General features: G+C 68.3%; 24 protein-coding genes, 1 rRNA gene and 1 pseudogene. 19 read left to right on the forward strand and 7 right to left on the reverse strand.

Going from position 1 to position 26,203, the window contains the following annotated elements; all coding sequences use genetic code 11:
- The first annotated feature begins 133 nt into the window (after nucleotides 1-133).
- From rrf to ACYVKL_RS22995, 6 genes are all read left to right on the forward strand, one after another.
- Nucleotides 134-250, forward strand: a 5S ribosomal RNA gene (rrf, locus tag ACYVKL_RS22970).
- Nucleotides 251-433: 183 nt separating this feature from the next.
- Complete coding sequence (locus ACYVKL_RS22975) at nucleotides 434-2,470, forward strand: TerD family protein (protein ID WP_379174284.1); 2,037 nt, start codon at nucleotides 434-436, stop codon at nucleotides 2,468-2,470.
- Nucleotides 2,471-2,681: 211 nt separating this feature from the next.
- A complete protein-coding gene (locus tag ACYVKL_RS22980) occupies nucleotides 2,682-3,029 on the forward strand; it encodes a YrdB family protein (protein ID WP_379174285.1) in 348 nt (115 codons plus the stop codon).
- 164 nt (nucleotides 3,030-3,193) lie between these two features.
- Complete coding sequence (fusA, locus tag ACYVKL_RS22985; protein ID WP_379174286.1) at nucleotides 3,194-5,221, forward strand: elongation factor G; 2,028 nt, start codon at nucleotides 3,194-3,196, stop codon at nucleotides 5,219-5,221.
- 158 nt (nucleotides 5,222-5,379) lie between these two features.
- The gene (locus ACYVKL_RS22990) at nucleotides 5,380-5,805 is read left to right on the forward strand and encodes an SRPBCC family protein (protein WP_213558335.1); all 426 of its coding nucleotides are present in this window, start codon (nucleotides 5,380-5,382) and stop codon (nucleotides 5,803-5,805) included.
- The gene (locus ACYVKL_RS22995; RefSeq protein WP_379174287.1) at nucleotides 5,798-6,235 is read left to right on the forward strand and encodes a MarR family winged helix-turn-helix transcriptional regulator; all 438 of its coding nucleotides are present in this window, start codon (nucleotides 5,798-5,800) and stop codon (nucleotides 6,233-6,235) included. Before ACYVKL_RS22990 ends, ACYVKL_RS22995 begins: the two co-directional genes overlap by 8 nt.
- 32 nt (nucleotides 6,236-6,267) lie before the next feature.
- On the opposite strand, the gene ACYVKL_RS23000 is transcribed toward ACYVKL_RS22995, so the two are convergent.
- Entirely contained in the window at nucleotides 6,268-7,095 is an 828-nt protein-coding gene (locus ACYVKL_RS23000; RefSeq protein WP_379174309.1) for a GNAT family N-acetyltransferase, read from the reverse strand.
- Between the two features lie 163 nt (nucleotides 7,096-7,258).
- On the opposite strand from ACYVKL_RS23000, the gene ACYVKL_RS23005 reads away from it, so the two are divergent.
- From ACYVKL_RS23005 to ACYVKL_RS23050, 10 genes are all read left to right on the forward strand, one after another.
- On the forward strand, nucleotides 7,259-7,897 hold the full coding sequence (locus tag ACYVKL_RS23005) for an HAD family hydrolase (RefSeq protein ID WP_379174288.1): 639 nt from the start codon (nucleotides 7,259-7,261) through the stop codon (nucleotides 7,895-7,897).
- A 101-nt stretch (nucleotides 7,898-7,998) separates the two neighbouring features.
- Entirely contained in the window at nucleotides 7,999-9,159 is a 1,161-nt protein-coding gene (locus ACYVKL_RS23010; RefSeq protein ID WP_379174289.1) for an ABC transporter substrate-binding protein, read from the forward strand.
- Entirely contained in the window at nucleotides 9,160-11,049 is a 1,890-nt protein-coding gene (locus ACYVKL_RS23015) for an ABC transporter permease (RefSeq protein ID WP_379174290.1), read from the forward strand.
- 22 nt (nucleotides 11,050-11,071) lie between these two features.
- The gene (locus ACYVKL_RS23020) at nucleotides 11,072-11,911 is read left to right on the forward strand and encodes an ABC transporter ATP-binding protein (RefSeq protein ID WP_379174291.1); all 840 of its coding nucleotides are present in this window, start codon (nucleotides 11,072-11,074) and stop codon (nucleotides 11,909-11,911) included.
- Nucleotides 11,904-12,653, forward strand: a complete 750-nt coding sequence (locus ACYVKL_RS23025) for an ABC transporter ATP-binding protein (protein ID WP_379174292.1) — start codon at nucleotides 11,904-11,906, stop codon at nucleotides 12,651-12,653. The genes ACYVKL_RS23020 and ACYVKL_RS23025 overlap by 8 nt, the downstream gene beginning before the upstream one ends.
- Nucleotides 12,650-13,669, forward strand: a complete 1,020-nt coding sequence (locus ACYVKL_RS23030) for a putative FMN-dependent luciferase-like monooxygenase (protein WP_379174293.1) — start codon at nucleotides 12,650-12,652, stop codon at nucleotides 13,667-13,669. Before ACYVKL_RS23025 ends, ACYVKL_RS23030 begins: the two co-directional genes overlap by 4 nt.
- Nucleotides 13,666-14,157 (forward strand): hypothetical protein, encoded by a 492-nt coding sequence (locus ACYVKL_RS23035; RefSeq protein ID WP_379174294.1) that lies wholly within the window; start codon nucleotides 13,666-13,668, stop codon nucleotides 14,155-14,157. The genes ACYVKL_RS23030 and ACYVKL_RS23035 overlap by 4 nt, the downstream gene beginning before the upstream one ends.
- Before the next feature lie 7 nt (nucleotides 14,158-14,164).
- Nucleotides 14,165-14,758 carry a peroxidase-related enzyme gene (locus tag ACYVKL_RS23040; RefSeq protein ID WP_357198717.1) on the forward strand — a complete coding sequence of 198 codons (594 nt, stop codon included), beginning with the start codon at nucleotides 14,165-14,167 and terminating at the stop codon, nucleotides 14,756-14,758.
- A gap of 690 nt (nucleotides 14,759-15,448) precedes the next feature.
- Entirely contained in the window at nucleotides 15,449-16,081 is a 633-nt protein-coding gene (locus ACYVKL_RS23045) for a TetR/AcrR family transcriptional regulator (protein WP_246598191.1), read from the forward strand.
- A gap of 84 nt (nucleotides 16,082-16,165) precedes the next feature.
- Entirely contained in the window at nucleotides 16,166-17,008 is an 843-nt protein-coding gene (locus ACYVKL_RS23050; RefSeq protein WP_379174295.1) for an alpha/beta fold hydrolase, read from the forward strand.
- A gap of 27 nt (nucleotides 17,009-17,035) precedes the next feature.
- On the opposite strand, the gene aspA is transcribed toward ACYVKL_RS23050, so the two are convergent.
- The 3 genes and pseudogenes from aspA to ACYVKL_RS23065 form a co-directional block, all read right to left on the reverse strand.
- Nucleotides 17,036-18,487, reverse strand: a complete 1,452-nt coding sequence (gene aspA, locus ACYVKL_RS23055) for an aspartate ammonia-lyase (protein WP_379174310.1) — start codon at nucleotides 18,485-18,487, stop codon at nucleotides 17,036-17,038.
- Between the two features lie 81 nt (nucleotides 18,488-18,568).
- Nucleotides 18,569-18,901 (reverse strand): annotated as a pseudogene (locus ACYVKL_RS23060) (cyclic nucleotide-binding domain-containing protein); the annotation flags it as partial.
- A gap of 58 nt (nucleotides 18,902-18,959) precedes the next feature.
- Nucleotides 18,960-21,026, reverse strand: a complete 2,067-nt coding sequence (locus ACYVKL_RS23065) for a prolyl oligopeptidase family serine peptidase (RefSeq protein WP_379174296.1) — start codon at nucleotides 21,024-21,026, stop codon at nucleotides 18,960-18,962.
- A gap of 83 nt (nucleotides 21,027-21,109) precedes the next feature.
- On the opposite strand from ACYVKL_RS23065, the gene ACYVKL_RS23070 reads away from it, so the two are divergent.
- Entirely contained in the window at nucleotides 21,110-22,111 is a 1,002-nt protein-coding gene (locus tag ACYVKL_RS23070) for a dipeptidase (protein ID WP_379174297.1), read from the forward strand.
- A 128-nt stretch (nucleotides 22,112-22,239) separates the two neighbouring features.
- The gene (lpdA, locus tag ACYVKL_RS23075) at nucleotides 22,240-23,643 is read left to right on the forward strand and encodes a dihydrolipoyl dehydrogenase (protein WP_357198704.1); all 1,404 of its coding nucleotides are present in this window, start codon (nucleotides 22,240-22,242) and stop codon (nucleotides 23,641-23,643) included.
- A gap of 91 nt (nucleotides 23,644-23,734) precedes the next feature.
- On the opposite strand, the gene ACYVKL_RS23080 is transcribed toward lpdA, so the two are convergent.
- On the reverse strand, nucleotides 23,735-24,214 hold the full coding sequence (locus ACYVKL_RS23080; RefSeq protein ID WP_379174298.1) for a nucleoside deaminase: 480 nt from the start codon (nucleotides 24,212-24,214) through the stop codon (nucleotides 23,735-23,737).
- A gap of 8 nt (nucleotides 24,215-24,222) precedes the next feature.
- The gene (locus ACYVKL_RS23085; protein ID WP_213558323.1) at nucleotides 24,223-24,621 is read right to left on the reverse strand and encodes a winged helix-turn-helix transcriptional regulator; all 399 of its coding nucleotides are present in this window, start codon (nucleotides 24,619-24,621) and stop codon (nucleotides 24,223-24,225) included.
- Between the two features lie 109 nt (nucleotides 24,622-24,730).
- Here ACYVKL_RS23085 and ACYVKL_RS23090 point away from each other — a divergent pair, with 109 nt between their 5' ends.
- Complete coding sequence (locus tag ACYVKL_RS23090; protein ID WP_379174299.1) at nucleotides 24,731-25,582, forward strand: SDR family oxidoreductase; 852 nt, start codon at nucleotides 24,731-24,733, stop codon at nucleotides 25,580-25,582.
- A gap of 21 nt (nucleotides 25,583-25,603) precedes the next feature.
- On the opposite strand, the gene ACYVKL_RS23095 is transcribed toward ACYVKL_RS23090, so the two are convergent.
- Nucleotides 25,604-26,110 (reverse strand): aggregation-promoting factor C-terminal-like domain-containing protein, encoded by a 507-nt coding sequence (locus ACYVKL_RS23095; RefSeq protein WP_379174300.1) that lies wholly within the window; start codon nucleotides 26,108-26,110, stop codon nucleotides 25,604-25,606.
- Nucleotides 26,111-26,203 lie beyond the last annotated feature (93 nt).

Raw genomic sequence — 26,203 nt, forward strand, 5'->3', positions numbered from 1 at the left:
GAGGACTTACCAACAAAGAAGCTACGCGTCCACTGTGCAGTATCTGAAACAACACACAGATACAGGCAGACAGGAACCGAACCCTCGCAAGGGGATTCGTGACCTGGCTCTCTGTGTGACAGTTTCATAGAGTTACGGCGGCTATAGCGGTGGGGAAACGCCCGGTCCCATTCCGAACCCGGAAGCTAAGGCCACCTGCGCCGATGGTACTGCACTCGACAGGGTGTGGGAGAGTAGGACACCGCCGGAACATCATTCGCGAAGGCCCCCAGCTTATTAGCTGGGGGCCTTTGGCGTTTTTTGGGAAGATCCTTGGGTGAGTTGGGATCTTGAAGAGCTCGTAGTCAGCCGTACGTTGCGACTGCCCGATATCGGGGGGCCTGGCGGGGACGGCGTGGTCGCCACGAGGCAGTTCGATGCGATATTGATGTCCGTGGGGTTCAAGCTTTCCGGGGAACTCGTCGCGAGACTGTCGGGATCGGCCGCGGAGGCGGTGATCGATATGGCGGTGCGGGTGTTGCCGATCGTGCGCCGGATGGCCGGCGCGCATGTCGAGCACAATGTGTATTTCCAGGACTTTCCGGCGAATGTGCCTGACACCGTGGAGTTCTGGACCGCCCGTCTGCTGGACGCGCTCGGCGATGAGTCGGCGGCCGCGGCGGTGTCCGAGGGTTCGGCGCAGGGGGTGTTGAACCTGCTCGCTCTTCCCGAATACGGGAGGTATCAGCACGGCTATGCCGAAATGGTTGCGGCTCATGATGAGCTGATCGAGTCCGTGCGGGATCGGGTGACCGTGCTGCACCTCGGGCGGTCGCTCGAGGACGAGGTATCCGCTCTCTACCTGTCCCTGGCCGGACGGGCCACGCCGCTCGGTGCGGAAGATCTGCTGATTCTTCGGGAGTTGGCGCTCCGCTGTGCGTCCGGCCCGCAACCGGATTCGATTCCGGTGCGTGAGCACCGGGCGATCATCGACGAGGTCCGGCTCGCGGCGGGTGAGAAGCTGTTGGCCGACACCGTCACCGATGTGCTGCGCCTGGCATGCCTGCTTTCGGACGGCGACGTGTCGCTGTCGACTCCCACGCGGTTCCGTTCGCTGTCGCGGCGTTCGCGCCGTGGTCTACTGGCGGCATTGGATGCGGTGATCGCGGATCAGCCGGCCAAACTGGGCGATGTGGCCGCGCACCGGGAGGCGTGGAAGCGACTGGGTGAGCGCCTGCATCCGCACGAGTTCCCGCAGTGGGAGCATGCCGCAACGGTTTTCGAGGTCGCGCGGGGTGAGCGGCGCGCCCGGTCGTTCATGTCGCGGTTCGAGGCGTTGTTGGCGGTCGATGATGTTGTGGGCGCCGCACAGCTGTTGCGGGCCGCGCCCGGGTTGTTGTTCCGCTCTCTCGATCGCCTGTTGCGCACGGCCACAACGGATGCCGAGCAGGAGGCGGTGCTGGCTGCGGTCGAATCGACGATCGGCGAGGTGTCGGCTCGCGTGATCCTGTCCGTCCGTGAGCATGTGGACAACCGCGACGGTGTCGCGCAGCGGGTGTTCGCGAACCGTCTGGGCCGCGGCCGGGTACAGCCGGATGGCCGGGAACCGATCGACGCGAATGTCCTCGACCGCTTGCGCGTACTACTGGACGCAGAACTGAAGCGCCGCCTGCCCGCCCCGGCCCGGCTGGTGATCGATCCGGACGCCGTCGATATCGCTCTCCCCCTGGGCGGCAAGGCGATCAGCGGTGGCCTGGGTGTGCTGCCGCGCGGTTCGGTGTCGCCGGTGTACGGCGAGCGACTCCGGTTCTTCGTCTACTGGCGAGAACAGTCCGCGTCCACGGACTTCGACCTTTCCGCGCTACTGCTCGATCAGGATTACGAGCTGGATGGCTGGCTGTCCTACACCAACCTGACCGACGTGGGTGGCGTGCACTCCGGCGATATCACCGCGGCCCCCGACGGCGCGTCGGAGTTCATCGAGCTGGATCTGGACAAGGTGGTCGCGCACGCGATCGTGCCGCAGGTGAATGTCTATTCCGGCGAGGGCTTCGACGAGGTGGCCGAGTCCTTCTTCGGCTTCATGCTCCGGGATGGTGACCAGCGGGGCCTGCCCTACGAGCCGCGCACCGTGCGCATGAAGTCGGACCTGCGCGGTGCGGGGCGCGTCGCGTTGCCGCTGGTCTTCTTCCGTGCCCCGTCCGGAGAGTGGCGGGTGAAGTGGCTGCACCTGAATCTACGAGGTAAGCCGGTGTTCAATGCCGTGGAGAACAACGAGGTTTCGGCGTCGGCGCTCGCGCGCGCTGTGATCGATCGCCGATACCTGACCCTCGCCTACCTCGCACGCCTCATGGCCGGGGAGGTAACCCTGTGGGACGGGCGGTCTTTCGACGAGCCGGTCATGTTCATCGGCCTGACGCGCCCGGAGGGCTTGCCGGAGGGGTCGCAGGTGTTCACGCCGGAGAATCTGAGTGACCTGATCCCGGCTTGACTGCTACCGTGATGTCCGGCGAGGCCATGGGGGAGCTTCCTTCTAATTAAAATTCAGCTCCTCTGCTTTCCTTGCCGCCCGAGGCCCCCGGCTTACCGCCGGGGGCCTCGGCATTCGCCCCCCTGGACACAAATGAGAGCAGTGCTCTTGACTTGGATCGCTGGTTAGATGATCATTGTTCAAAACAAAGAGCACTGATCTCGGAGTCGCCATGATCGCCACTGTCTGGTCCACCCTCAACTTCACTCTCGCCTTCGTCTTCGAGCTGGTTGCCGTTGGCGCACTGGCCTATTGGGGTGTGCGTACCGGCCGCAGCCGTGTCGCGAAGATCCTCCGGGGCGCCGGCATGGCTGTCGCGGCCATGGTGCTGTGGGGGCTGTTCGCGGCTCCGGAGGCGAGTTTCTCGGTTCCGGTGGCCGCCGTCGCCACCAAGGTTCTGGTCTTCGGTGGTGCGGCTGCCGCGCTCTGGCAGCTGGGGCATCGGAGGCTCGCGGTCGCCTTCCCGCTGTTGGTGGTCGCGAACTTGGCGGCGATCCACTTCGGGCATCTGTCGCTGTGAAAATTCACGCGACACCGCGGGTATCGCCCCGATACGGTCAGACCATGATTTCTTTGCCGGCTCGGTGCCGGCTGCGCGGCCGTACCGAGTAGCCCTGGGAGTGTCTTCTCCGTCAGGGGGAATCGCGCTGTTCTCTTCCGGATCAGCACGAAGGACGGATGACCGTGCGTACCAATGTTTCTCGGCAAGACCTGGCTGTCGTTCGCAATCTGGGGATTCTCGCGCATGTGGATGCGGGGAAGACCACGGTGACCGAGCGGATGCTCTTCCTCACCGGTATCACCCACAAGCGCGGCGAGGTGCACGACGGCACCACCGTGACCGATTTCGATCCGCAGGAACGGGATCGGGGCATCACGATCTTCGCGGCGGCAGTCAGCTGTGAGTGGGCCGGGTACCGGTTCACCGTCATCGATACCCCTGGGCACGTCGACTTCTCCGATGAGGTCGAGCGCTCGTTGCGGGTATTGGACGGCGCCGTAGCGGTTTTCGACGCCGTCGCGGGGGTGGAGCCGCAGAGCGAGTCGGTGTGGCGGCGGGCGGATCGCTACGGGGTGCCGCGGATCGCGTTCGTCAACAAGATGGATCGCGCCGGGGCGGACCTGACGGCCGCGGTGGCCTCGATTCGCGCACGGCTGCACCCGGTTCCGCTGCTCGTTCAGCTGCCGGTGTTCGCCGGTGAGGATTTCGCCGGTGTGGTGGACCTCGTTCGCCTGCGGGAACTCAGGTGGGAGAACGGGTTCGCGGAGGGGCCGATCCCGGCTCATCTGGCGGACTCGGTGGCCCGGGCCCGCCGGGAGCTGGAAGAGGCGGTGGCGGAGCGGAGTTCGGCGGCGCTCGAGGAGTTCGTCGAACACTCCGCGCTGTCCGGCGACACCCTGACCGTCGCGCTGCGGGAGCTCACGCTCTCCGGTGAGGTGGTGCCGGTGCTGTGCGGCGCGGCCTACCGCGATATCGGTATCGAGCCCCTGCTCGACGCCGTGGCCGCGTACCTGCCGTCGCCGCTGGACCGGCCCGCGGTCGGGAGTGGTGACGGCGCCCGCGCGGCGGATCCGGCGGAACCGCTGGCGGCGCTGGCGTTCAAGGTGCATGCCACGTCGACGGGTCGGCTGACGTTCGTCCGCGTGTACTCGGGTGTGCTCCGCAAGGGGGACACGGTGCTGGATGCGGGCGTCGGCCGTCGCGAGCGGGTCGCGCGCATTCTGCGGGTGCAGGCGGACAGGCATGCGGAGGTGGAGTTCGCACAGGCGGGCGACATCGTCGCGCTGGTCGGCCCGAAGTCCGTGCGGGTCGGTGCGACTCTGTGCGCGCCGGACGCCCCGGTGCTGCTGGAACCCCCGGCTCCGACCGAGCCGGTGGTCTCGGTGGCGGTGGAGGTGAAGTCCGGTGCGGATCTCGAGAAGCTGGCGGTGGCGCTGGCCCGGCTCGCCGAGGAGGATCCGTCGCTCACGGTGCGGACCGATCCGGAGACCGGGCAGACGCTGCTGGCCGGACTGGGTGAGCTGCATCTGGAGGTCGTGGTGGAGAAGCTGCGCCAGGACCGCGGGCTGGCGGTGACGGTCGGGCGGCCGCAGGTGGCGTACCGGGAGACCGTGGTGCGCGGCGTGCGGGGCTTCACCTACCGGCACGCCAAGCAGGACGGCGGATCGGGACAGTGGGCGCACATCGTGTTCGACGTGCGGCCGCTCAGCGAATCCGAGCCCGGGGCCACGGGTTTCGAGTTCGAGTCCACGGTGGTGGGCGGCCGGGTGCCGGCGGAGTTCGTGCGCGCGGTCGAGGCCGGGTGCCGGGACGCGCTGGCCGAGGGCCCGCTCGCGGGTCATCCGGTCACCGGTGTCCGGGTCACGCTGACCGACGGCGCGACGCACTCCAAGGATTCGTCGGAGCTGGCGTTCCGGACCGCGGGCCGGCTGGGGCTGCGAGAAGCCTTGCGCGCCAGTGCGATGGCCGTGCTGGAGCCGCTGGCGGAGCTCACCGTCACCGTGCCGGAGGATGGTGTCGGCGCGGTGCTCGGTGACCTCGCGGCCCGGCGTGGCCGGGTCACGGGATCGGTCTCGCGGACCGGCACGGTGGTCGTGACGGCCACGGTCCCGCTGGCCGAGTTGTTCGGCTACGCAACGCGTTTGCGTAGTCGCACGCAGGGCCGGGGCACGTTCACGACGCGCCCGCTGGGCTACGCCCTCGCTCCGTAGCGGCGGGTGACCGGGGCCCGGTGACGGCGGCATTTCGATGCCGTTCGTCACCGGGCCCCGTGTCATGGGCGGCAGTCGTCAACACCCGAGGGGTTGATTGTTGTCGCGACTACAGTTACTGTTGTCGCAACAACAGATTTCCCCGATAGGAGACGACGATGATGTACTCGTTCACCGAAGAGGCCGTGATCACCGGCGATGTCGCCCGCATCTGGGCCGTCGCCACCGACGTCGACCGCTGGTCGGAATGGGACCCGCACGAGGAGAAGTCCCGCATCGACGGCGAGTTCGCCGCCGGAACCAAGGGCTGGGTGAAGCCGAAGGGGGCCCCGGCCGGGCCGTTCACTATCGTGGCCGTGGAGCCGGGACAGTCGTGGACCAGCGAGGCGGGCATCCCCTTCGGGAAGCTGCGCGGGCACCGCACCTACGAGCCGCTCGGCGACGGCACGGTCCGGGTGGCCGAGCACGTCGAGGTGCACGGGCCGATGGGCCCGCTGTTCAAGCTGATCTGGGAGAAGGGCATGCGCGCAGATATGCCGCTGACCTTCGCCGCATTGGAACAGGAGGCACTACGGCGTGGCTGAACCACGGGGACCGTTGATGAGTCCGGGCTTCTGGCTGCACCACGCCGCCCTGGAGTGGCGGGCGACGCTGGAACGCAATCTGCGCGCGCTCGGGCTCACCCCCACCCAGTTCAACCTGCTGGCCTCGGCCGGGTGGTTGAGCCGGGCGGGGGAGCTGCCGACCCAGCAGCAGGTGGCCGACATGTCGGGCGCGGATCGGATGATGGCGTCCAAGGTGATTCGCGGCCTGGAGGAGCGCGGCCTGCTGGCACGGCGCGCCGACCCGGCCGACGCTCGCGTGCTGCGCATCGAACTCACCGCCGAGGGCCGGGAATTGGCGAGCCGGGGCGTGCGGATCGCCGTCGACACCGACGAGCAGCTCTTCGGCGCGGACGCGGACCTGCTGCGCGAGCACCTGAAACCGATTGCCGCGCACCGGCTGCCGAACTGACGTCGCGGCCCTCGGCCGGCGCGCACGGGTGGTCAGCCCTTGACCAGGATGGCCCGGGTGTAGAGCAGCGCGAAGCCTTGACGCTGGACGTTCTGCTGGGATTTCGAGCCGGGCTGGGTGGTGACCACCGCGATGTCGCAGCCCGCCGCGGCCGCCTCGGCCAGGCGGACCGACAGCAGTGACGATTGCACGCCGTGCCGCCGCTGCGCGGGATGGGTTGCCGCGCCGGTGAGTTGGGCGATACCGCCGGACAGGCGCAGGCTCGCGCCGCCCGCCACGTCGCCGGCGCTCCGGGCGAGATACCGCTGGACGCCCGCCGCGCCGGTCAGGTCGCGCATGGCGCGGGCGATGATGTCGGCCGGGAATTCCTCGTGGGCGGCGACACCCTGGGTGTCGGGATGCGCGAAGCCGGTCGCGACCACGTCGAGCCAGGCGTCGAATTCGTCCTCGCCGCTGGATCGGATGTCGACGCCGTCGGCCACCCGCGCGGCGCGTTCGCCGTCGAGCTCCAGGCCGAGCACGTTTTCGAACGACACCAGCCGATACCCGCGTTCGGTGAGTAGTTCCGCGACGCCGGGGTCGCCGAGTTGGGAGACCTCGGCCTGCACCGGCGTCTTGCGGGCCGCGAACAGTCGCTCGATCTCGTCGAGCTCGGCCTCGTCCGGTATCCCCGCGAAGCCGAGCCCGGCCACCTTGTTCAGCGGCGACCCGTCCTCGGCGAAGGACGCCACCCCGCCCGCGATCGGGATCACGAAGCCGGCGTCCGGACCGAGTCGGTCGGCGGCGGCCGCGCTGCCCTTGGCGATCAGCTCGGTTTCGACGCCCTCGATGCGCGCGGCCAGCTCGGTTCCACAGAACAGCGTTCCCTGATCACTCGGCATGCGGTCGAGCCTAAAACGAGGATCAGCGGCTTCGCCCCCGATTTTCGCCCGGCCGGGTTCGCGCGGCGGCGTGCGGTTGCGGGGGTCACAGGGGCGTTGGTCGGGGCGCGGAGCCTGAAACGGCAGGCCGTAGGGTCGGGGCGTGGCTGTTGATGATGCGTGCGGTTCCACCGGTGGTCTCGTGGTCGGGTTCGACCTGGATATGACGCTGATCGACTCGCGGTCCGGAATCGCCGCGGTGTGGGACGCGGTCGCCGCGAAGACCGGGGTGCCGATCGATTCGGAGCTGGCGGTGTCACGGCTGGGCCCGCCGCTGGCCCACGAGGCAGCGCAGTGGTTCCCGGAGCACGAGGTGCCGGGGATCGTGGCCATGTACCGGGAGATGTACCCGGAGCTGGCGGTGCACGCGTCGGACCATCTGCCCGGCGTGGTCGATGCGCTGGCCGCCGTGCACCGGGCGGGCGGCCGGGTGCTGGTGATCACGGCCAAGAACGGCCCGCACGCGCAGCTGCATCTCGACCATCTGGGTCTGGCGGTCGACGAATTGGTCGGCGGCGCTTGGGCGGAGGAGAAGGGCGAGGTGCTGCGTGCGCGCGGCGCCTCGATCTATGTGGGGGACCATCTCGGGGACGTGCGGGCGGCCGCGGTGGCCGACGCGACCTCGGTGGCGGTGACCACCGGGCCCTACTCGGCCGAGGAGTTGTCGGCGGCGGGCGCGGACGTGGTGCTGCGCGACCTGACCGAGTTCCCGGTCTGGCTGGCCGCCCACCTGGCCGCGTAAGCGACTGGCTCGCAACCCATTCCCGGCGACGACGCTGGTCGTTGCCATCAGGGTGATTGCAATGCTGTCCGTTTCCGGTGGCCCTGGCTACTTTTCTGCACATGAGCACGAAGGTGTCCCGGTCGCTTGGCTTCCGGATCGCGGTGGGTATCGGAGCGGTGTCGCTGGTCGCGGGATCGGCGGCGGCCTGCGGTAGCGAATCGTCCGGAAGTGGTTCGGACACGGTCTATTTCGGGGTGTCCGGGCCGAAGACGGGGGGCTCCGCGGAATACGGCCGGCTCTGGCAGCAGGGGTTCGACCTGGCGCTGGACGAGATCAACGCGGCGGGCGGGATCGATGGCAAGAAGGTCGCGCTGAAGTGGGAGGATTCGCAGTCGGATCCGAAGCAGACGGTGCCGATCGCCACCAAGTTCGTGGGGGATCAGTCGATCGTCGCCGAGCTGGGTGACTTCTCCTCGCCCGCCTCGATCGCGGCGTCGCCGGTGTACAACCGCGGCAAGCTGGTGCAGTACGGATTCACCAACTCCTCGGTGGATTTCACCAAGGGCGGCGACTATTCGTGGAGCCCGTCGATCACCTTGGACGTGTTCCAGGAACGCAATGCCGAATGGGTGAAGTCCAAGGCCAAGAAGGTTTCGGTGGTGTACCTCGAAACCGACTGGGGTAAGCAGGCTTTCAAGTTCTTCGAGCAGTTCGCGAAGGAGAAGGGCATCGAGATCGCCTACTCCTCGCCGATTCTTCCGGACTCGCAGGACTTCCGGCCGGTACTGATCAAGGGCCGCGACGCGAACCCGGACGCCTTCGTGCATCTGGGTTACGGGCCGGACGGCGCGCTGGTGGTCAAGCAGCTGCGCGACGTCGGGTTCGCCGGGCAGTTCTTCGGCGGCCAGAACACCCCGCAGTTCATCGATCTGGCGGGCAGCGCGGCCGAGGGCGACATCGTGAACGGCGTGTTCACCCCGTCGGATCCGAGCCCGAAGATCCAGAGCTTCGTCACCAAGTTCAAGGCCAAGTTCAACACCGACCCGGGCGACTTCAATGTCTACGCCTACGACGCCCTCAACGTGCTGGTGAAGGCCGCCAAGACCGGCGGCGCGACCCGTGAGGGCGTGCTGAAGGGCCTGCGCGAGGTCAAGGACTTCGACGGCATCGGGCTGGGCACCTTCGCCTTCGATCAGCAGACCCGCCGCCCGAGCGGGGTGAAGCCGATCGAACTGGTGCTGCAGAACGGCAAATTCGTGCCGGTCGGAAGTAAGAAGTAGATGTTCGACACGCTCATCGCGGGTCTGGTCCACGGCAATGCGTACGCCCTCATCGCCGTGGGCATCACGCTGATCTTCGGGGTCAGCAATGTCATCAACTTCGCGCACGGCGCGATCTTCGCGTTCGGTTCGGTACTGGGCTGGTGGCTGATCGCCCAGCACGGGGTGCCGTGGTGGGCGGCGCTGGCCGTGGTGGTGGCGGTGACGGCACTGGTCGGCGTGGCCATCGATGTGCTGGCGGTGCGGCCGCTGCGCCGCGCCCCGGCCATCGCCGCGCTGCTGGCGACGGTGGCGGTGGGGCTGATCATCGAGAACGTGGTCGCCCTGGTGTTCGGCCCGGACACCCGGCCTTTTCCACAGGTGCTGCCCACCAACAATATTCGAGTCGGCGGTGTGCGCCTGGGCACGTCGGACGTGGTCATGTTCGCCATCACCCTCACGGTGATGGCGGGACTGTGGGCGTTCCTGCGCTACAGCCGCCACGGCCTGGCCATTCGCGCCACCGCGCAGGATCCGGACGCGGCCGCGCAGATGGGTATCGGGGTGGGCCGGGTGCAGTCGCTGGCCTTCGCCATCGCCTCCGGATTGGGTGGCCTGGCAGGTATCTTCGTCGGCCTCTACAACTCGAACATCTCACCGACCAGCGGCGGCATCGTCGGTATGACGGGGTTCGTGGCCGCCACCATCGGCGGGCTGGGCTCGATTCCGGGCGCGGTGGTCGGCGGATTCGTGCTGGGTCTGGTGGAGGCGTTCGGCATCTACTGGTTCGGTGACGGCTATCGGGATCTGATCACCTTCGGCCTGCTGGTGATCTTCCTGGTGCTGCGGCCCGGCGGCCTGCTGGCCCGGCCGCCCGCCATCGAATCCGAGCCCATGACCGGCACCTTCCTGGGCTCCGGCCGGGAACTGCGGGTGCGCTGGTGGCACGCGCTGATCGCGTTCGCCGTTGCGGGCGTGGCGATTCCGCTGGTCGCGGACGACTACGGCATTTCGGTGGGCACCCAGATCCTGGCCTACGCCATCATCGCGGTCTCCATGACGCTGGTGGCCGGGTCGGCGGGACAGTTGGCCATCGGGCAGGCGGGTCCGATCGCCATCGGCGCGTACACCTCCGCGGTGCTGACCGTGTCGCACGGCTGGGCCTTCCTGCCGGCCATCGTGGCCGCGGGCGTGGTCGCGGCGGTGGCGTCCTCGGTGCTGGCCGCGCCGCTGTGGCGGCTGGGCGGCCACTATGTGGCCATCGCGACGCTGGGCATCGGCATCGTGACGGTGGCGATCATCCGCAACTGGGAATCGGTGACCCGCGGCAGCTACGGCATCTTCGGCATCCCCGCGCCCAGCGTGTTCGGCTACGAATTCACCACGCACACCCAGGTTTTCCGTCTGGAGCTGGCGGTGCTGGCCGTCGTGCTGGCGGTCATCGTCGGGGTGCAGCGGTCCCGTCTCGGCACGGCCATCCGGGCCATCGGGGCCGACGAGGTGGCGGCGCGTTCGGCGGGTGTGCCGGTGCGCGACTACAAGGCGCTGGCGTTCGCGGTGGCGGCGTTCTTCTCCGGCATCGGCGGCGCGCTGCTGGCGCACCAGTACTCCTACATCGATCCGACGGTGTTCAACCTGCCGATGTCACTGCTGGTGGTGACCATCCTGGTGCTGGGCGGCACGGCGTCGCCGTACGGCGCGGTGCTGGGCGCGGCGGTGCTGATCGGGGTGCCGGAGGTGCTGCGGCTCGCACCGTCGTGGCGAATCGTGTTGTACGGCTTGGTGTTGCTGCTGGTGGTGCGGTTCCGGCCGCAGGGAATTCTGGTGAGGAGGGATCGTGTCACTCGAAACGAACAGGGCGCTGGAAGCGACCACAGCGCCGCGAACGAGTCCAGCCCGGTCGGCGTCTGATGCCGCCGAGGCGGTGCTGACCGTGACCGGTCTGCGCCGGGCCTTCGGCGGCGTGCGAGCCGTCGATGGAGTCGAATTCTCGATCGCGCCCGGCGAATTCGTCTCGATCATCGGACCGAACGGGTCCGGCAAGTCGACGACGGTCAACCTGATCTCCGGTGTGCTGACACCGGATTCCGGGGAAGTGCTGGTGCGCGGCAAGCGGATTCGACCGGGTCGCCCGGAGGCCGCCGCGGCGGCGGGCATCGCGCGGACCTTCCAGAACGGCCGGGTGTTCGGCAATATGACCGTCCGCGAGAACGTCGATGTCGGTCTCCAGCCCACTTTGCGTGCCACCCGGCCGCTGCGTGCACTGGCCGATATCCCGGTGCTCAAGTGGATTTCGCTGCTGGCCGAGCTGGGGGTGGCCTTGGTGCCGACTCCGGCGGCGCGCGCCGAACGACGCGCGACGGCGGCCCGCATCGACGCTCAACTGGCGCGTTTCGAGGAGCGACTGGTCCCGCGCGCCGACCACCCGACCTACACCCTGTCCTACGCCAACCGCCGCCGCACCGAGATCGCGCGGGCGCTCGCCTCCACGCCGGATCTGCTGTTGCTGGACGAACCGGCCGCGGGCATGAACCAGACCGAGACCGCCGAAATCGGCCGGCAGCTGGCCGAATTGAAGGCGCAGGGGCAGACGGTGCTGCTGGTCGAACACAAGATGGACCTGGTCCACGAGCTGTCCGACCGGGTGCTGGTGCTGGACGAGGGCCGGATCATCGCCGCGGGCACCCCGGACGAGGTGCTCGAGGATCCCCGCGTCATCGAGGCGTATCTGGGCCGCAGCCGGGCCGGGGGAAAGGTGGCCGTTGATGTCTGAGTTCGACGAACACGCCACCCCGATCCTCGAATTCGACCGTGTGGTGGTGTATTACGGCCCGTCGCGGGCGCTCGACGAGGTCTCCCTGACGGTTCGTCCCGGCGAGATCGTTTCCCTGCTCGGCGGCAATGCGTCCGGCAAGTCGACCACCATGAAGACCGCGCTCGGACTGCTGAAGCCGACCTCCGGCACGGTTCGCATCGACGGCGCCGACGTGAGCGGCACCCCGGCGTCCGCGCGGATCCGGGCTGGGCTCGCTTCGGTGCCGGAAGCGCGGCGGGTGTTCCCGGCCATGACCGTCGAGGAGAACCTGTTCGTCGGCGGCTACATCCGCAAGGAGCGGCGCGCCGTGCTGGCCGCCCGCGCCGCCGAGCTGTTCGAGCATTTCCCGCGGCTGGCCGAGCGGCGCGCGCAACGGGCGGGCACCCTGTCCGGTGGTGAGCAGCAGATGCTGGCCTTCGCCCGCGCGTTGATGAGCAAACCTCGCCTCATCTGCATGGATGAGCCGACCATGGGATTGTCGCCGCTGTTCGTGGATCGGGTGCTGGGTGAGATCGCCCGGCTCAATCGGGAGCTGGGCCTGGCCATCCTGATCGTGGAACAGCAGGCGGAACTGGCCCTGAGCATCGCGCACACCGCCAATGTGCTGCGCAGCGGCCGGATCGTGCTGCACGGTCCGGCGGCGGATCTGGTCGGCGATCCGGCCGTACGCGATGCCTACCTAGGAAAGGTGACGACATGACCGCGCGACGCCTGGGCTTCTTCACCCGGCTGGTCCGCACCGATCCGGCCGAGGACGCGGCCACGGTGTACCGGCAGGCCCTGGAACAGATCGACCTGGCCGAACGGCTCGGCTACGACACCGCCTGGGTGGCGCAGCATCACCTGGATCCGGACGAGGGCGGGCTGCCGTCGCCGTTCGTGTTCCTGGCGCACGCGGCCGCCCGCTTCCCCCGGATCGGCTTCGGGACGGCCATCGTGACCCTGGCGCTGGAGGATCCGATCCGGGTCGCCGAGGACGCGGCCGTGCTCGACCGGCTCTCGGACGGCCGCCTCGAACTCGGCTTCGGCGCGGGCGGGTCCCGGCACGCCTTCGAATTGTTCGAGGCGGCGGATGCCGACCGGCAGCGGCTGTACGCGGACAAGCTGGCGAGAGTGGTCGCGGCACTGGACGGTGCGCCGCTGATCGGGGACCGCGCGCTGAACCCGCCCGCGCCGGAGCTGCGGGATCGCCTGTGGCAGGCCACCTTCTCCTCGGGCGGTGCGGAGCGGGCCGGCCGGAGCGGCGACGGACTGCTGCTGTCGAAGGCGCAGCCGCGGGATCCGGCCGCGCCGGACGCCACGCTGTGGGAGATCCAGCAGCCGCTGGTCGACGCCTACCTCGATGCCCTGCCGTCGGGGACGAAGCCGCGAATCGGAGCGTCCCGAGGCGTTTTCGTGGCCGACGACCGCGACGAGGCACGCGCTCTCGCCGAGCGCGGGGCGTCGCGGTTCCTGAACCTGCTGGGCCGCGGCCTCGGCGGACCCGAGGCGGCGAACTCCATCGACGAGGTGCTGCGCGACATCTATATCGGCACTCCCGACGAGGTGGCGGAGCAGTTGTCCGCCGACACCGCCTTGCGGCACGCCACCGATTTCATCGTGCAGGCGCACCCGGTCGACCCGGGCCACGCCGCCACCCTGCGCTCGATCGAACTCATCGCCACCAAGGTTGCGCCGCAACTGGGTTGGCGATCCGACGAAAGGACCACCCCGTGACCGAAGCACCCGCATTCGAGGATGCGCCACCTGGCGGTCGCCACGCCGATGTCATCGATGCCGTGCTCGGCGCGCGGGCGGACGCGGTGCGGGCGCTGCGGGCGACACGCCCGGCGGTCGTGGAGCACACGCAGGGTGTCTACGAGGCCCTGCTGAATGGTCCGGGCGCTGCGGCCGTCGGCCGGGAGCGGCTGATCGCGGCGGCGGTCGCGGTGGCGGAGCTGGCGGGCGCGCCGGAGCTCGCGGCGCATTATTCGGGGCTGGGAACCGTGCCGGCGGAGGGCGATCCGGTGCTGGCCGCGATTCTGCGGCACGCGGCCCGGGTGACCAGCGCGCCCGCGGCCATCACCCGCGCGGATATCGATGCGCTGTCTGCGGTGGGGCTGTCCGAGCGCGACATCGTGACGGTGGCCCAGCTCATCGGGTTCGTGCACTACCAGGTCCGGCTGCTGGCCGGTCTCACACTGATCGGAGCGGAGCATGGGTGAACAGGTCGTGAGCGAGGTGCGCAGCGTCGAAACAGCGCGCCGCCCAAAGGGATTCACGCAGGAGCAGCTGGACTGGGTGCCGTGGGTCGAACCCATCCGATTGGACGATGCCGACGAGTTGCAGAAACCCCTGCTCGAGGGCGATCGGGGGATCGGGCCTTATTTTCGGCTACTTGCTCGCAACCCTGAGGTGCTGGCGCATCGCAGCGCCAACGACAAAGAGATCTTCTACGGTCGAGGGGGATTGACCCGCGCCGAGCGCGAACTCGCGGCGACCGTTACCTCCCGGCACAACGGGTGCGAGTACTGCGCCTCCGTTCATTCGCGTTTCACATCTGCGTTGTCCAAGCGGCCCAACGATGTGCAGCGGTTGCTGGACGAAGGCAACGAGGTGCGGATCGACGAGAGGTGGGACGCTGTCATCGATTTCGTGGACGCGCTCGCCGCGAACCCGCCCCGCGCCACCGATGAACAGCTGAACCGCTTGCGGCAGTTGGGGTTCGGTGCCGATGAGCTGCACGATCTGGTGTTGTCGGCGGCGTCGTTCTCGTGGGCCAACCGCCTGATGCTCACCCTCGGCGAGCCGGAGGTTCCCGCGTAATCTAGCGCTCTATCGACCTGGTTCTAGAAAGTTCGTCCGAAAACTTCCCTCGGTGGGTACCGGCTCGGTATCGTCCGGTTGGCAAACAGTCAGTGATGGCACTGGCAACCGTTCGGATCGGAGCACCACCATGGCGAACTTCCTTTCGGATGTTCTTTCTCAGACCCTCCTCAAGCTGCTGGCTACCGGCTCGGCGAGCCTTTCTGCCAAGTAGCCACGCGAGCGCCATCTTTCGGCAACTGAACGGGTGTCGGAGCGATGCGGAAGGGCTCGGCCTCGTATGTGAGGTTCGGGCCCTTTTTTCGTGTCCGGATTAGCCCGCGGGCCGCGGGGTACTCCGCCCCTGCGTAGGCTCCCGCCCTGGTCCGGCGGCGCGTCGCGAGGGTCGGTCAAATAAAAACTAAAAAGATCCTCCAAAAGTATTCCGTCCAGTTCGCCCGCTCTGTATCGTGATGAACGGCAAACGATCAGTGACTTTCGGGTCAATGCGACATCGGCCCGCGAGTTCCTCCCCCCGGACCCGCGTACCGAACTCGGGACGGTTCCCCTGCCTATACCCACCGTCCCGGGTGCGTCGCACGACCCGAAGTCACTGAGCCAACTTTCGGCTAACGCGCGGTAAGTCGAAGGTTCAAACGAAGGGCCCGATCCATGACGAGGGGATCGGGCCCTTCGGTATTGTCTGGCGCAATGTCACAGGAAACGAACGCGGGAAGAATGTACGCCGGGCAGCCCGTAGAAGACCGGCAGCGGCAGCGTCGTGCGCGTTTTCTGGAGTCCGGGCTCACGGTGTTCGCGCGCGACGGATACGCCAACAGTTCCGTCGGGGCCATCTGTAAGGACGCCGGTCTCTCCTCCAGACAGTTCTACGAGGAGTTCACGGGTCGTGAGTCGCTGCTGCTCGAGCTCTACGAGCACATCGATCGCGAGTCCCGGGAAGCCGTGGCGGCCACCATCGCCGAGCACTCCGACGCCAGCGCCATCGAGATCATCGACGCGGCGGTCCGCGCCTACATCGAGTCCATCGGACGCGACCCGCGCAAGGCCAGAGTCGCGCTCGTCGAAGTCGTCGGGGCGGGACCCAAGGTGGAGAAGTTCCGCCTGGAACTGCGCCGCGCCTGGGGTGCGCTGCTGGCCAGCGCCGCCGAGGACGCCGCCCTGCACGGTGAGATCCCGCCCGGGGACTACGAAATGCGCGTGCTCGCCATCATCGGCGCGGTGAACTACGTGGTCGACGCCTGGAGCGGTTCGGAGCCGCGGCAGCCGCTCGACGACGTCATCCGGGTGCTGCGCCGCATCATCATGGGCGCGGTCAGCGCCTGACCCGAACACCCACCTTCCGACGACCTTTCGCGCCCGTCCGCTGCCTCGCGGACGGGCGCGAACTTTGCGGGTAGCGTGCCGATCATGGAGACGGTGCCGATCCAGCTGCCCGACGGGACCACAGTGCCGGTGCGGCTGATCCCCGCCAAGGGCGCGCACCGGCATCCGATCACCGCCGACACGCCGCGCCCGGTGGTGGTGATCGCGCCCGGCCTGGGCGTGCCGGGGGAGTACTACTCGCTGTTCGGAATGCCGTTGGCGGAACGCGGGTTCGACGTGGCGCTGCTGGAGATCCGCGGCAACGGCGGTCAGCCGACGCCCGGCCCGGCCGGCTACGGCTATCAGGAACTGGTCGCGGTGGACTTCCCCGCCATGTTCGAGGCCGTGCGCCTGCGCTTCCCCGACAGCACCCCGTACCTGCTGGGCCACAGCATGGGTGGCCAGCTCGGCGTCATGTACGCCTCCCGGATCCGGGGCCGGCTGGGCGGGCTCATCCTCATCGCGTCCGGCACACCGCATTTCCGCGGCTACTCGGGGCTGGCCGCGGTCGGCAGCGCGGCGCTGTCGCTGACCGCCAACCTGGCCGGGTTCTGGCCGGGCGACACCATCACCGCGGGCGGCTTCGGGCGGCAGTCCAAGGCGCTCATCGCCGATTGGGCGCGCCTGGCCCGCACCGGCCGATTCCAGCCCGCCGGAGCCGATATCGACTACGAGGAGCGCATCGGGCGGCTGAAACTGCCGGTGCTGTCGATCACCATGACCGGCGATGAGCTGACCCCGCGCGGCTCGGCCCGCCAATTGCTCGCCAAGCTGCCCGAAGCCGACATCACCACCTGGCACAATCCGGCCCCGCTCGGACACAACGGCTGGATCAGCGATCCGGGTTCCACCATCGACTACGTCGAAAAATGGCTCCGGGACCGCTGATCCGACCGCGCGGCGACCGGGACCCCGTCAGGTGGTTCGCGCGCGCGGCGCGGTCATGTTCTCGGGACTGAGCAGATCGTCGAGCTCGGCCTTGGTCATCGCCCCGCGCTCGAGCACCAGGTCGTAGACGCTGCCGCCGGTGTGCAACGCCTCCTGCGCGATGGCCGCCGACTGCTCGTAGCCCAGCTTGGGCACCAGCGCGGTCACCAGGCCGATGCTGTGCGCCACCAGATCCCGGCAGTGCTCCCGGTTGGCGGTGATGCCGGTGATGCAGCGGCTGGTCAGGGTGACCGCGGCATTGCGCAGCATCATGGTGCCCATCATGAGGTCGTAGGCCATGATCGGTTCGGCCATGTTCAGTTCCAGCTGGCTGGCCTCGGCGGCCATGGTGACGGTCATGTCGTAGCCGATGAGCTGGAAGCAGACCTGGTTCACCACCTCCGGGATCACCGGATTGACCTTGCCCGGCATGATCGACGAACCCGGTTGCATGGCGGGCAGATTGATCTCGCCCAGGCCCGCGCGCGGACCGCTGGACAGCAGCCGCAGGTCGTTGCAGATCTTGGACAGCTGCACGGCGGCGCGTTTGAGGGTGGCCGAGACGGCCACGAAATCGCCGGAGTCCTGGGTGGCCTCGACCAGGTTCTCGGCCTGGGTGATGGGCAGCCCGGTGATCTCGGCCAGCTTGACGGTGACCAGCTCCGCGTAGCCGGGCGGGCTGGTGATGCCGGTGCCGATGGCGGTGGCGCCCATGTTCACCGCGAGCAGGTCCCCGCCGATGCGCTGGAGATGATTGATCGCCTCGCCGATCATGACCGCGTACGCGCCGAATTCCTGGCCCAGCGTCATCGGTACCGCGTCCTGTAGCTGGGTGCGGCCCATCTTGATCACGTCGCCGAATTCGACGGCCTTGGCGCGCAGCGCGTTCTGCAGTTCGCCCAGCGCCGCGGCGGCGTCCTGCAGGGACAGGTAGACGCCGAGCTTCACCGCGGTGGGGTAGACGTCATTGGTGGACTGCGAGCGGTTCACGTCGTCGTTGGGGTGCAGGAAACGGTATTCGCCCTTGCGGTGGCCCAGGATCTCGAGGCCCCGATTGGCGATCACCTCGTTGGCGTTCATATTGGTGGAGGTGCCCGCGCCGCCCTGCACCATGTCGACGACGAAATGCTCGCGCAGCCGGCCGACCAGCAGCTCGTCGCAGGCCGCCACGATGGCGTCGGCCTTGGCCTGGGCGAGCGAGCCGAGTTCCGCGTTGGCCAGCGCCGCAGCCTTTTTCACGTGGGCGAGCGCATTGATCAGGTGCCCGAACCTGCGCAGCTTTACGCCGGAGATCTGGAAATTCTCGACCGCGCGCAGGGTCTGCACGCCGTAGTACGCCGAGGCGGGCAGTTCGCGGGTACCGAGCGAATCATGTTCGGTGCGAATGCCGCCCAGCTGCTGCTGTGCCGCGATGGCCGCCGACAGCTGGGTGGAAACCATGCGCATGCGGTGTGCGACGAGCTGGGCGACCCGGGAGACCATGCGGTAGTAGCGATCCGGGTGCACGACCGCGAGTTCCCGCAGCGTTTCCCGGGGCACCGTCAGCACCACCGCGCCGGTGACGCTGCGCCCGGTAGCGGTGTGCGGGGTGTCGTCGACGAGCGCGAGCTCCGAGATCAGGCTGCCGGGGCCGAGCAGGGCCAGCTCGGTGACGTGGCCGGTGAGGCCCGAGGTGATCCGGATCTCGCCCTCGACCACGATGCCCGCCCACTCGCGCGGGGTGGACTCGTGGAACAGCACCGCCCCGGCCGGGTATTCGCGCCGTTCCGCGGTGGCGGTGAAGGCGCGGACGTCCTCGGGGTCGAGCCCGGTGGCCGCGGCGGTGCTGTTGATCAGCTCGTCCAGAGTGTCCACGTCGACTCCTTGCTCGGAAGGCGAAAACCGAACTAAGCAGTCGCAATCCTAGTGGCGGTCACTCGCCGCGGACGGCACCGTCCATCAGCTGCTGGAGGAAGAACTCGTAGATCAGCGCGGCCTGGAACGCCGACTGCTTGTTGTCGGCCGCGCCGCCGTGGCCGCCCTCGATGTTCTCGTAGTACCAGACGTCGTGGCCCTCGGATTCCAGCAGCGCGGCCATCTTTCGCGCGTGACCGGGGTGCACGCGGTCGTCGCGGGTGGAGGTGGCCAGCAGGATCGGCGGATAGGCCCGGTCCGCGCTGGTGTTCTGGTACGGCGAGTACTTCGAGATGTACTCCCACTCCTCCGGCTTGTCCGGGTCGCCGTACTCCGCGATCCAGGAGGCGCCCGCCAGCAGCAGGTGATAGCGCTTCATGTCCAGCAGCGGCACCTGGCACACGATGGCCCCGAACAACTCCGGATACCGGGTCAGCATGACGCCCATCAGCAGGCCGCCATTGCTGCCGCCGACCGCGCCCAGCTGCTCGTGCGTGGTAATGCCGCGCGCTACCAGATCCCGGGCGACGGCCGCGAAATCCTCGTACGCCTTGTGCCGGTTGGCCTTCAGCACCGAGGTGTGCCATTCCGGGCCGTACTCGCCGCCGCCGCGGATATTGGTCATCACGTAGGTGCCGCCGCGTTCCAGCCAGCCCATGCCGGCCGCGCCGCTGTAGGCAGGGCGGCGGGAGACCTCGAAACCGCCGTAGCCGGACATCACGGTCGGTCCCGGGGTGCCCCGGCGATCACGGTGGCGGATCACGAAATACGGGATCTCGGTGCCGTCGTCGGAACGGGCGAAGAACTGCTCGGTCTCCATGCCGTCGGCGTCGAAGAACGCGGGCTCCTGCTTCAGCACCTCCACCGCGCCGCCCACCGAACTCGACATGAGCGTGGCCGGACTGGTGAAACTACTGGTGGACAGCATGAACTCGTCGCCGCCCTCGAGCCGGTCCAGGTTCATGACGGTGGTGGTGGACATGGCCGGGGCGTCGGCCAGCGGGGCGCGGGTCCAGCCGTCCGGGCCGGGGGTGAGCACATGCAGTTCGGTCTGCACGTCGCGCAGGGTGGCCAGCAGCAGATGATGCTCGGTCCAGCTGTAGCCGTGCAGCGCGGTGTGCGGGTCCGGGGTGAACAGCACGTCGAAATCGCGTGCACCGGACAGGAATTCCTCGAAATTGGCGGCCAGCAGCGCGCCGGCCGGGTGGGTGGTTCCGTTCACCTCCCACGCCGTCTTCAGGCGTACCAGCAGCCAGTCCCGGAACCAGGACACGGTGGCGTCGGTGGGCGCCTCGATCAAACGCCGGCTGTCGCCGGACTCGAGCAGGTAGACCTCTTCGTTGAAGAAGTCGGTGGCGCGGCTCAGGTAGTGCCGCTCGTAGCCGGGGGTGCGGTCGTAGCCCGCCGAGACGGCCACGTCACCGGCCAGCCCCTCGTACACGAATTCCGCTTCCGCCAACGGGGTTCCGCGCCGCCAGCGCTTCACCACCCGCGGGTAACCGGAGTCGGTGAGCGAGCCCGGACCGAAATCCGTGCCCACGTACAGGGTGTCGTGATCGATCCACGCGAAATCGGATTTGGCTTCGGGTAGGTGGAAGCCGCCGTCCGCGGGCTCGATGAAAGTCTTTGTCTCGATGTCGAATTCGCGGACCACCTTGGCGTCCGCGCCGCCCCGGGACAGGCTGATCAGGGCGCGCCGCTGCTCCGGCCGCTTCACCGCCGCGCCGCCCCACACCCAGTTCTCGCCCTCGGTCGCCGAGAGCGCGTCCAGGTCGATGAGGATCTCCCAGTCCGGCTCGGCCTTCGCGTACTCGGCGAAGGTGGTGCGCCGCCACAGCCCCTTCGGGTGCTCGCGGTCACGCCAGTAGTTGTAGAGCCACGGGCCGCGCCGGCTCGGATAGGCGATGCGGGTGTCGGTGTCGAGCATGGCGAGCACCCGCGCCTCGAGTTCGCCGAAGCGCTCGGTGGACGCGAAACGCTCCTTCGACACCGCGTTCCGTGCTTGCGCCCAACTCAGCGCGCGTTCGCTCTCGACTTCTTCGAGCCACAGGTAGGGATCCGTCACGCCCGCTTCAACACCGGTCATGCCCTCATTGTTGCCCAGGCCGGTGTTCGCCGGTCGCGAACGTGTTGCCGGTGACAGCCGCGCCTCGTCAGTAGGATTGCGGCGTGTCGCCTGAGCCCCGGTTGTGGGAACAACACTGCTGCCTGCCGCTGCTGCCGATCGCGGACGTGACCGAGCTGACGCGGTATCCGCTGGGCTCGTATCTGTCGGTGAATATCGGGTATTCGCCGCAAACCACTCGTGAGTCGCTGGAACTCGTCACCCAGTTCCGGCGAGATGCGTTGACCGACGGCCGGTTCCGCCTGGTGCACAGCGTCGAGGACGCCTGGCCGGTCACGCCCACCGCCGAGTCCGAGGCCACCATCGCGCTGGCCTTCGACCTCGAGGACGCCGGGCCGCTGGACGGCGACCTCGACAATGTCGAGCTGTTCCACGAACTCGGCCTGCGTTCGCTGCTGCCCACCTACAACCACGCCAATGCCGCCGGCTGCGGCTGCCTCGACACCGAGGACACCGGCCTCACCGGCTACGGGCGCGACCTGATCCGCACCCTCAACGAGGTGGGCGTGTTTGCCGACGGCTCGCACTGCTCGCGCCGCACCGGCCTGGACATCGCCGAGACCACCAGCGTCCCGATGATCTACAGCCACTCGAATTTCGCGGCGCTGTGGGCACATCCGCGCAATATCGGCGACGAGCAGGCCAAGGCGTGCGCGGCCACCGGCGGCGTGATCGGCGTCAACGGCGTCGGCATCTTCCTGGGTCGCAACGAGCCCGACGACCACGCCGGTCGGGTGGAGGCGATGGCGGACCACATCGCCTACGGGGCGGAACTGGTCGGTATCGAGCACATCGGTGTCGGCTCCGACTACTCCTTCGACGCCGACGACTTCAACAACGAGCTGGCCACCAACCCGGAGAGCTACTCCGAGGAGTACACCCGGTACGGCCAATTGCAGTGGACGCCACCGGAAGATCTGCTCGGCACCTCGGGCGTGCGCGGCCTGGACGCGGCGCTCGCCGCCCGCGGGTTCTCCGACGACGACCGCGCGGCCGTCTTCGGCGGCAATTTCGCGCGCGTCGCCCGGCAGGTCTGGCGGGGGTGATTCGCCCAGCATGACGAACTGATCGGTCGCTTCTGGATCCTGGGAGTGACCGCTTTCACGTGGCCCGCGTCTCACCTGGGCGGGGGATGGCTGAGTGAGCACCCGGCAACAGGTCTAGTCTCGAACCCGTGACTTCCCACTACGATGTCGTCGTTCTCGGCGCTGGTCCCGGCGGTTATGTCGCCGCGATTCGCGCCGCTCAACTCGGCCTGCGAACAGCGATCGTCGAGCAGAAATACTGGGGTGGCGTGTGCCTGAACGTGGGCTGCATTCCGTCCAAGGCACTGCTGCGCAATGCGGAGCTGGCTCATATCTTCACCAAGGAAGCGAAGACCTTCGGTATCTCGGGTAACGCGACCTTCGACTTCGGCGCGGCGTTCGACCGCAGCCGCAAGGTCGCGGACGGCCGGGTCAAGGGCGTCCACTTCCTGATGAAGAAGAACAAGATCGACGAGTTCGACGGGACGGGCACGTTCACCGGTCCGAAGTCGCTCTCGGTCGCGCTGACCAAGGGCGGCACCGAGGAGATCACGTACGACAACGTGATCATCGCGACCGGTACCGAGACCAAGCTGCTGCCGGGCACCTCGCTGTCCGCGAACGTGGTTACCTACGAGGAGCAGATTCTCACCCGTGACCTGCCGGGCTCCATCCTCATCGTGGGTGCGGGCGCCATCGGCATGGAGTTCGGCTACGTCCTCAAGAACTACGGCGTGGACGTCCGCATCGTCGAGTTCCTCGACCGCGCACTGCCCAACGAGGACGCCGACGTCTCCAAGGAGATCACCAAGGCGTACAAGAAGCTCGGCATCACCATCACCACCGGTGCCGCCGTGCAGTCCATCGACGACGACGGCTCCAAGGTGACCGTCGCCATCAAGGACAACAAGTCCGGCGCCATCGAGACCGTCACCGTCGACAAGGTGCTGCAGGCCGTCGGCTTCGCGCCGCGCGTGCAGGGCTACGGCCTGGAGAACACCGGTGTCGCGCTCACCGACCGCGGCGCCATCGCGATCGACGACTTCATGCGCACCAACGTCCCCGGCATCTACGCCATCGGCGACGTCACCGCCATGCTGCAACTCGCGCACGTCGCCGAGGCGCAGGGCGTGGTGGCCGCGGAGACCATCGCGGGCGCCGAGACCCAGGCGCTGGGCGACTACCGGATGATGCCGCGCGCCACCTTCTGCCAGCCGCAGGTCGCCTCCTTCGGTCTCACCGAAGAGCAGGCCCGCGCCGAGGGCTACGACGTGAAGGTCGCCACCTTCCCGTTCACCGCCAACGGCAAGGCACACGGCCTCGGCGACGCGCAGGGCTTCGTGAAGCTGATCTCCGACAACAAGTACGGCGAACTCATCGGCGGCCACCTCATCGGCCCCGACGTCTCCGAACTGCTGCCGGAACTGACCCTGGCCCAGAAGTGGGACCTGACGGTCAACGAGCTGGCCCGCAACGTCCACACCCACCCGACCCTGTCGGAAGCCCTCCAGGAAGCGATCCACGGCCTCGCCGGCCACATGATCAACTTCTGACTCCGAAGGGTCTGGGGCCCGGCCCCCCACCGGCAACGGCCCGGTGCCAGCGAAACACGCTGGCACCGGGCCGTTTTCGTGGAGCCGTGAGTCAGTTCGCCAGGTGGAGGCGGCGGTGGAGGGCGTAGACGCGGTCGGTGAGTTCGGGGAAGGGGCCGGAGACCGGGATGCCGGGGGCGACCTCTTGGATGGCGAGGGGGCGGATCGGGCCCGCGGGGACGCCGAACTCGTTGAGCCAGTCGGTGAGCTGGGCGGTGGAGGCGGCGTAGACGATGCGGCCCAGGCCGACCCAGGCGTGGGCGGCCGAGCACATGGCGCAGTGTTCGCCGGAGGTGTAGACGGTGGCGGTCGCGCGCTGTTCGGGGGTGAGGTGGTCGGCGGCCCAGCGGGCCAGCTCGAATTCGGGGTGGCGGGTGGCGTCTCCACCGGAGACCCGGTTGCGGTCCTCGGCCAGGACTTTCCCGTCGGTGTCGACCAGCAGTGACCCGAAGGGCTCGTCGCCCGCGTCGAGGGCCTCCTCGGCCAGTTCCACGCAACGTTCCAGGTACTGCAGATCGGTATCGGCGGACATGCGGCTCCCTACTGGCGGTGGTAAGCGGCCTGGGCCGCTTCGATCTTCGCGATATTGGATTCGAGGATGTCGATCAGGCCGAACAGCTGGTCGGCGACCTGCGCGCCCAGGTCGGTGAGGGTGTACTCGACGACCGGCGGGATGGACTGCTGGACTTCGCGATTGACCATGCCGTCGCGTTCCAGGGTCTGCAGGGTCTGGGAGAGCATGCGCTCGGAGATGCCGTCCACGCGCCGGCGCAGGGCCGAGAACCGGTAGGGGCCCTCGCGCAGGGCGGCCAGGGCGAGCACGCCCCAGCGGCTGGCGACGTCCTGCAGGACCGGGCGGGAGGCGCAGTTGCGAGCGAAGACGTCGGCTTCCAGGGTCGGGTCGTCCGTGAAGGACTGTTCGGGAGGCCGTGCGGTCATGAGATTCAGATTACCTGTCATTCGGGTAGCGGTGCGGGAATGGGATGTGCTTACTATTAGTTAGTACACGTCGAGAGAGCAGTTCATTCCATCCACCTTGGAGGTAGTCATGACCGTCGCAGTCACCGGAGCAAGTGGTCAGCTGGGTCGTCTGGTCGTCGAGGCGCTGTTGAAGGACGGGTCGCAGCCCGTGGTCGCCGTGGTCCGCGATCCCGCCAAGGTGGCCGATCTGGCCGCACGCGGCGTCGGGGTGCGGGTCGCGAGTTTCGATGATCCGGCGGCGCTCGAGCGCGCCTTCGCGGGTGTCGACCGGGTCCTGCTGATCTCGGGCAACGAGTTCGGCAAGCGCGTCGCCCAGCACACCAACGTGCTGCGCGCCGCCGAGGCCGCGGGCGTGCGACTGCTCGCCTACACCAGCATTCCGCAGGCCGACCGCAATCCGCTGATCCTCGCGCAGGAGCACACCGGCACCGAGGCGGTGCTGGCCGGAGCCGCCATCCCGACCACCCTGCTGCGCAACGGCTGGTACTGGGAGAACTACGCCGGCGGCCTGGCCCACGCCGTCGAGAGCGGCGTGCTGCACGGCGCGGCCGGCGCCGGCCAGGTATCGGGCGCGGCCCGCGCCGACTACGCCGAGGCCGCCGCCCGCGTGCTCACCACCGACGGCCACGAGGGCAAGGTCTACGAACTCGGCGGCGACGAGACGCTCTCGTATGCCGAACTGGCGCAGGTGATCTCGGAGGTGTCCGGCAAGCCGGTGCGCTACCAGGACCTGCCGCAGGCCGACTACGCCGCCGCCCTGCAGGGCGCGGGTCTGGACGCCGGGTACGCCGCGGCGCTGGCCGACGCCGACGCCGGGATCGCGAACGGCATCCTGGCCGTCGACTCCGGTGACCTGCAGCGGCTGCTGGGCCGCCCGACCACTCCGGTGGCCGAGGTCTTCCGGGCCGCGTTGAGCTGAATCAGCGGACGGGCAGGCTCATCAGTACCAGTTGTGGGCCTGCCAGAACGCCCACGCGGCGTTCGGGCTGCCGTAGCGATCGACCATGTAGCGATAGGCCCAGCGCAGCTGGGTGAGCGGGTTGAACATCCAGTCCGGGCCCTCGCTGAACATCTTGTGCGCGGGGAGGGCCTGGGGCAGGCCGTAGGCGCCGGAGGACGGGTTGATCGCGAAGACCTGCCAGTCGCTCTCGTGGGTGATGATCTGGTTGAACGAATCCCATTGGTTGAACGGGACCATGAAGCGGGACATGGTCTGCAGGGCCGGCTTGGAGTACCGGGTGGCCGCGCCTACCAGTTGCAGCAGGGAAGCCGGATCCACCGGGAGCGCGGCGGGAATGCCGGTGTCCGAGATGGGGTTGGCGACTTCGGTGCGCGCGTCGGCCTGGCCGACGCCGACGGTGAGCGGCGTGAGGGCCGCCACCAGCAGTCCGAGCGCGGTGACCCGGATGGGATGCTTGCGGCCGCGGGAGTTCTGGAAAGCAGGCAACGCTCGGTCCTTCCGTGTCGTTCACGAAAAAACAGACCAATCCGTCTTCCAAACAGAAATCGACCGTACGCCCTTCGGCATTGTCGGAAGGGT

The organism is Nocardia tengchongensis (genome assembly GCF_054781395.1).

Bases quoted from the DNA above. Each gene is read 5' to 3' on its own strand.
- ACYVKL_RS22980 (WP_379174285.1), top strand. From the start codon at position 2,682: ATGATCGCCACTGTCTGGTCCACCCTCAACTTCACTCTCGCCTTCGTC.
- ACYVKL_RS23030 (WP_379174293.1), top strand. From the start codon at position 12,650: ATGACCGCGCGACGCCTGGGCTTCTTCACCCGGCTGGTCCGCACCGAT.
- ACYVKL_RS23080 (WP_379174298.1), bottom strand. From the start codon at position 24,214: ATGTCCGCCGATACCGATCTGCAGTACCTGGAACGTTGCGTGGAACTG.
- ACYVKL_RS23090 (WP_379174299.1), top strand. From the start codon at position 24,731: ATGACCGTCGCAGTCACCGGAGCAAGTGGTCAGCTGGGTCGTCTGGTC.
- ACYVKL_RS23065 (WP_379174296.1), bottom strand. From the start codon at position 21,026: ATGACCGGTGTTGAAGCGGGCGTGACGGATCCCTACCTGTGGCTCGAA.
- ACYVKL_RS23045 (WP_246598191.1), top strand. From the start codon at position 15,449: ATGTCACAGGAAACGAACGCGGGAAGAATGTACGCCGGGCAGCCCGTA.
- ACYVKL_RS22990 (WP_213558335.1), top strand. From the start codon at position 5,380: ATGATGTACTCGTTCACCGAAGAGGCCGTGATCACCGGCGATGTCGCC.
- ACYVKL_RS23025 (WP_379174292.1), top strand. From the start codon at position 11,904: ATGTCTGAGTTCGACGAACACGCCACCCCGATCCTCGAATTCGACCGT.
- ACYVKL_RS23085 (WP_213558323.1), bottom strand. From the start codon at position 24,621: ATGACCGCACGGCCTCCCGAACAGTCCTTCACGGACGACCCGACCCTG.
- aspA (WP_379174310.1), bottom strand. From the start codon at position 18,487: ATGGTTTCCACCCAGCTGTCGGCGGCCATCGCGGCACAGCAGCAGCTG.
- ACYVKL_RS23015 (WP_379174290.1), top strand. From the start codon at position 9,160: ATGTTCGACACGCTCATCGCGGGTCTGGTCCACGGCAATGCGTACGCC.
- ACYVKL_RS23050 (WP_379174295.1), top strand. From the start codon at position 16,166: ATGGAGACGGTGCCGATCCAGCTGCCCGACGGGACCACAGTGCCGGTG.
- ACYVKL_RS23010 (WP_379174289.1), top strand. From the start codon at position 7,999: ATGAGCACGAAGGTGTCCCGGTCGCTTGGCTTCCGGATCGCGGTGGGT.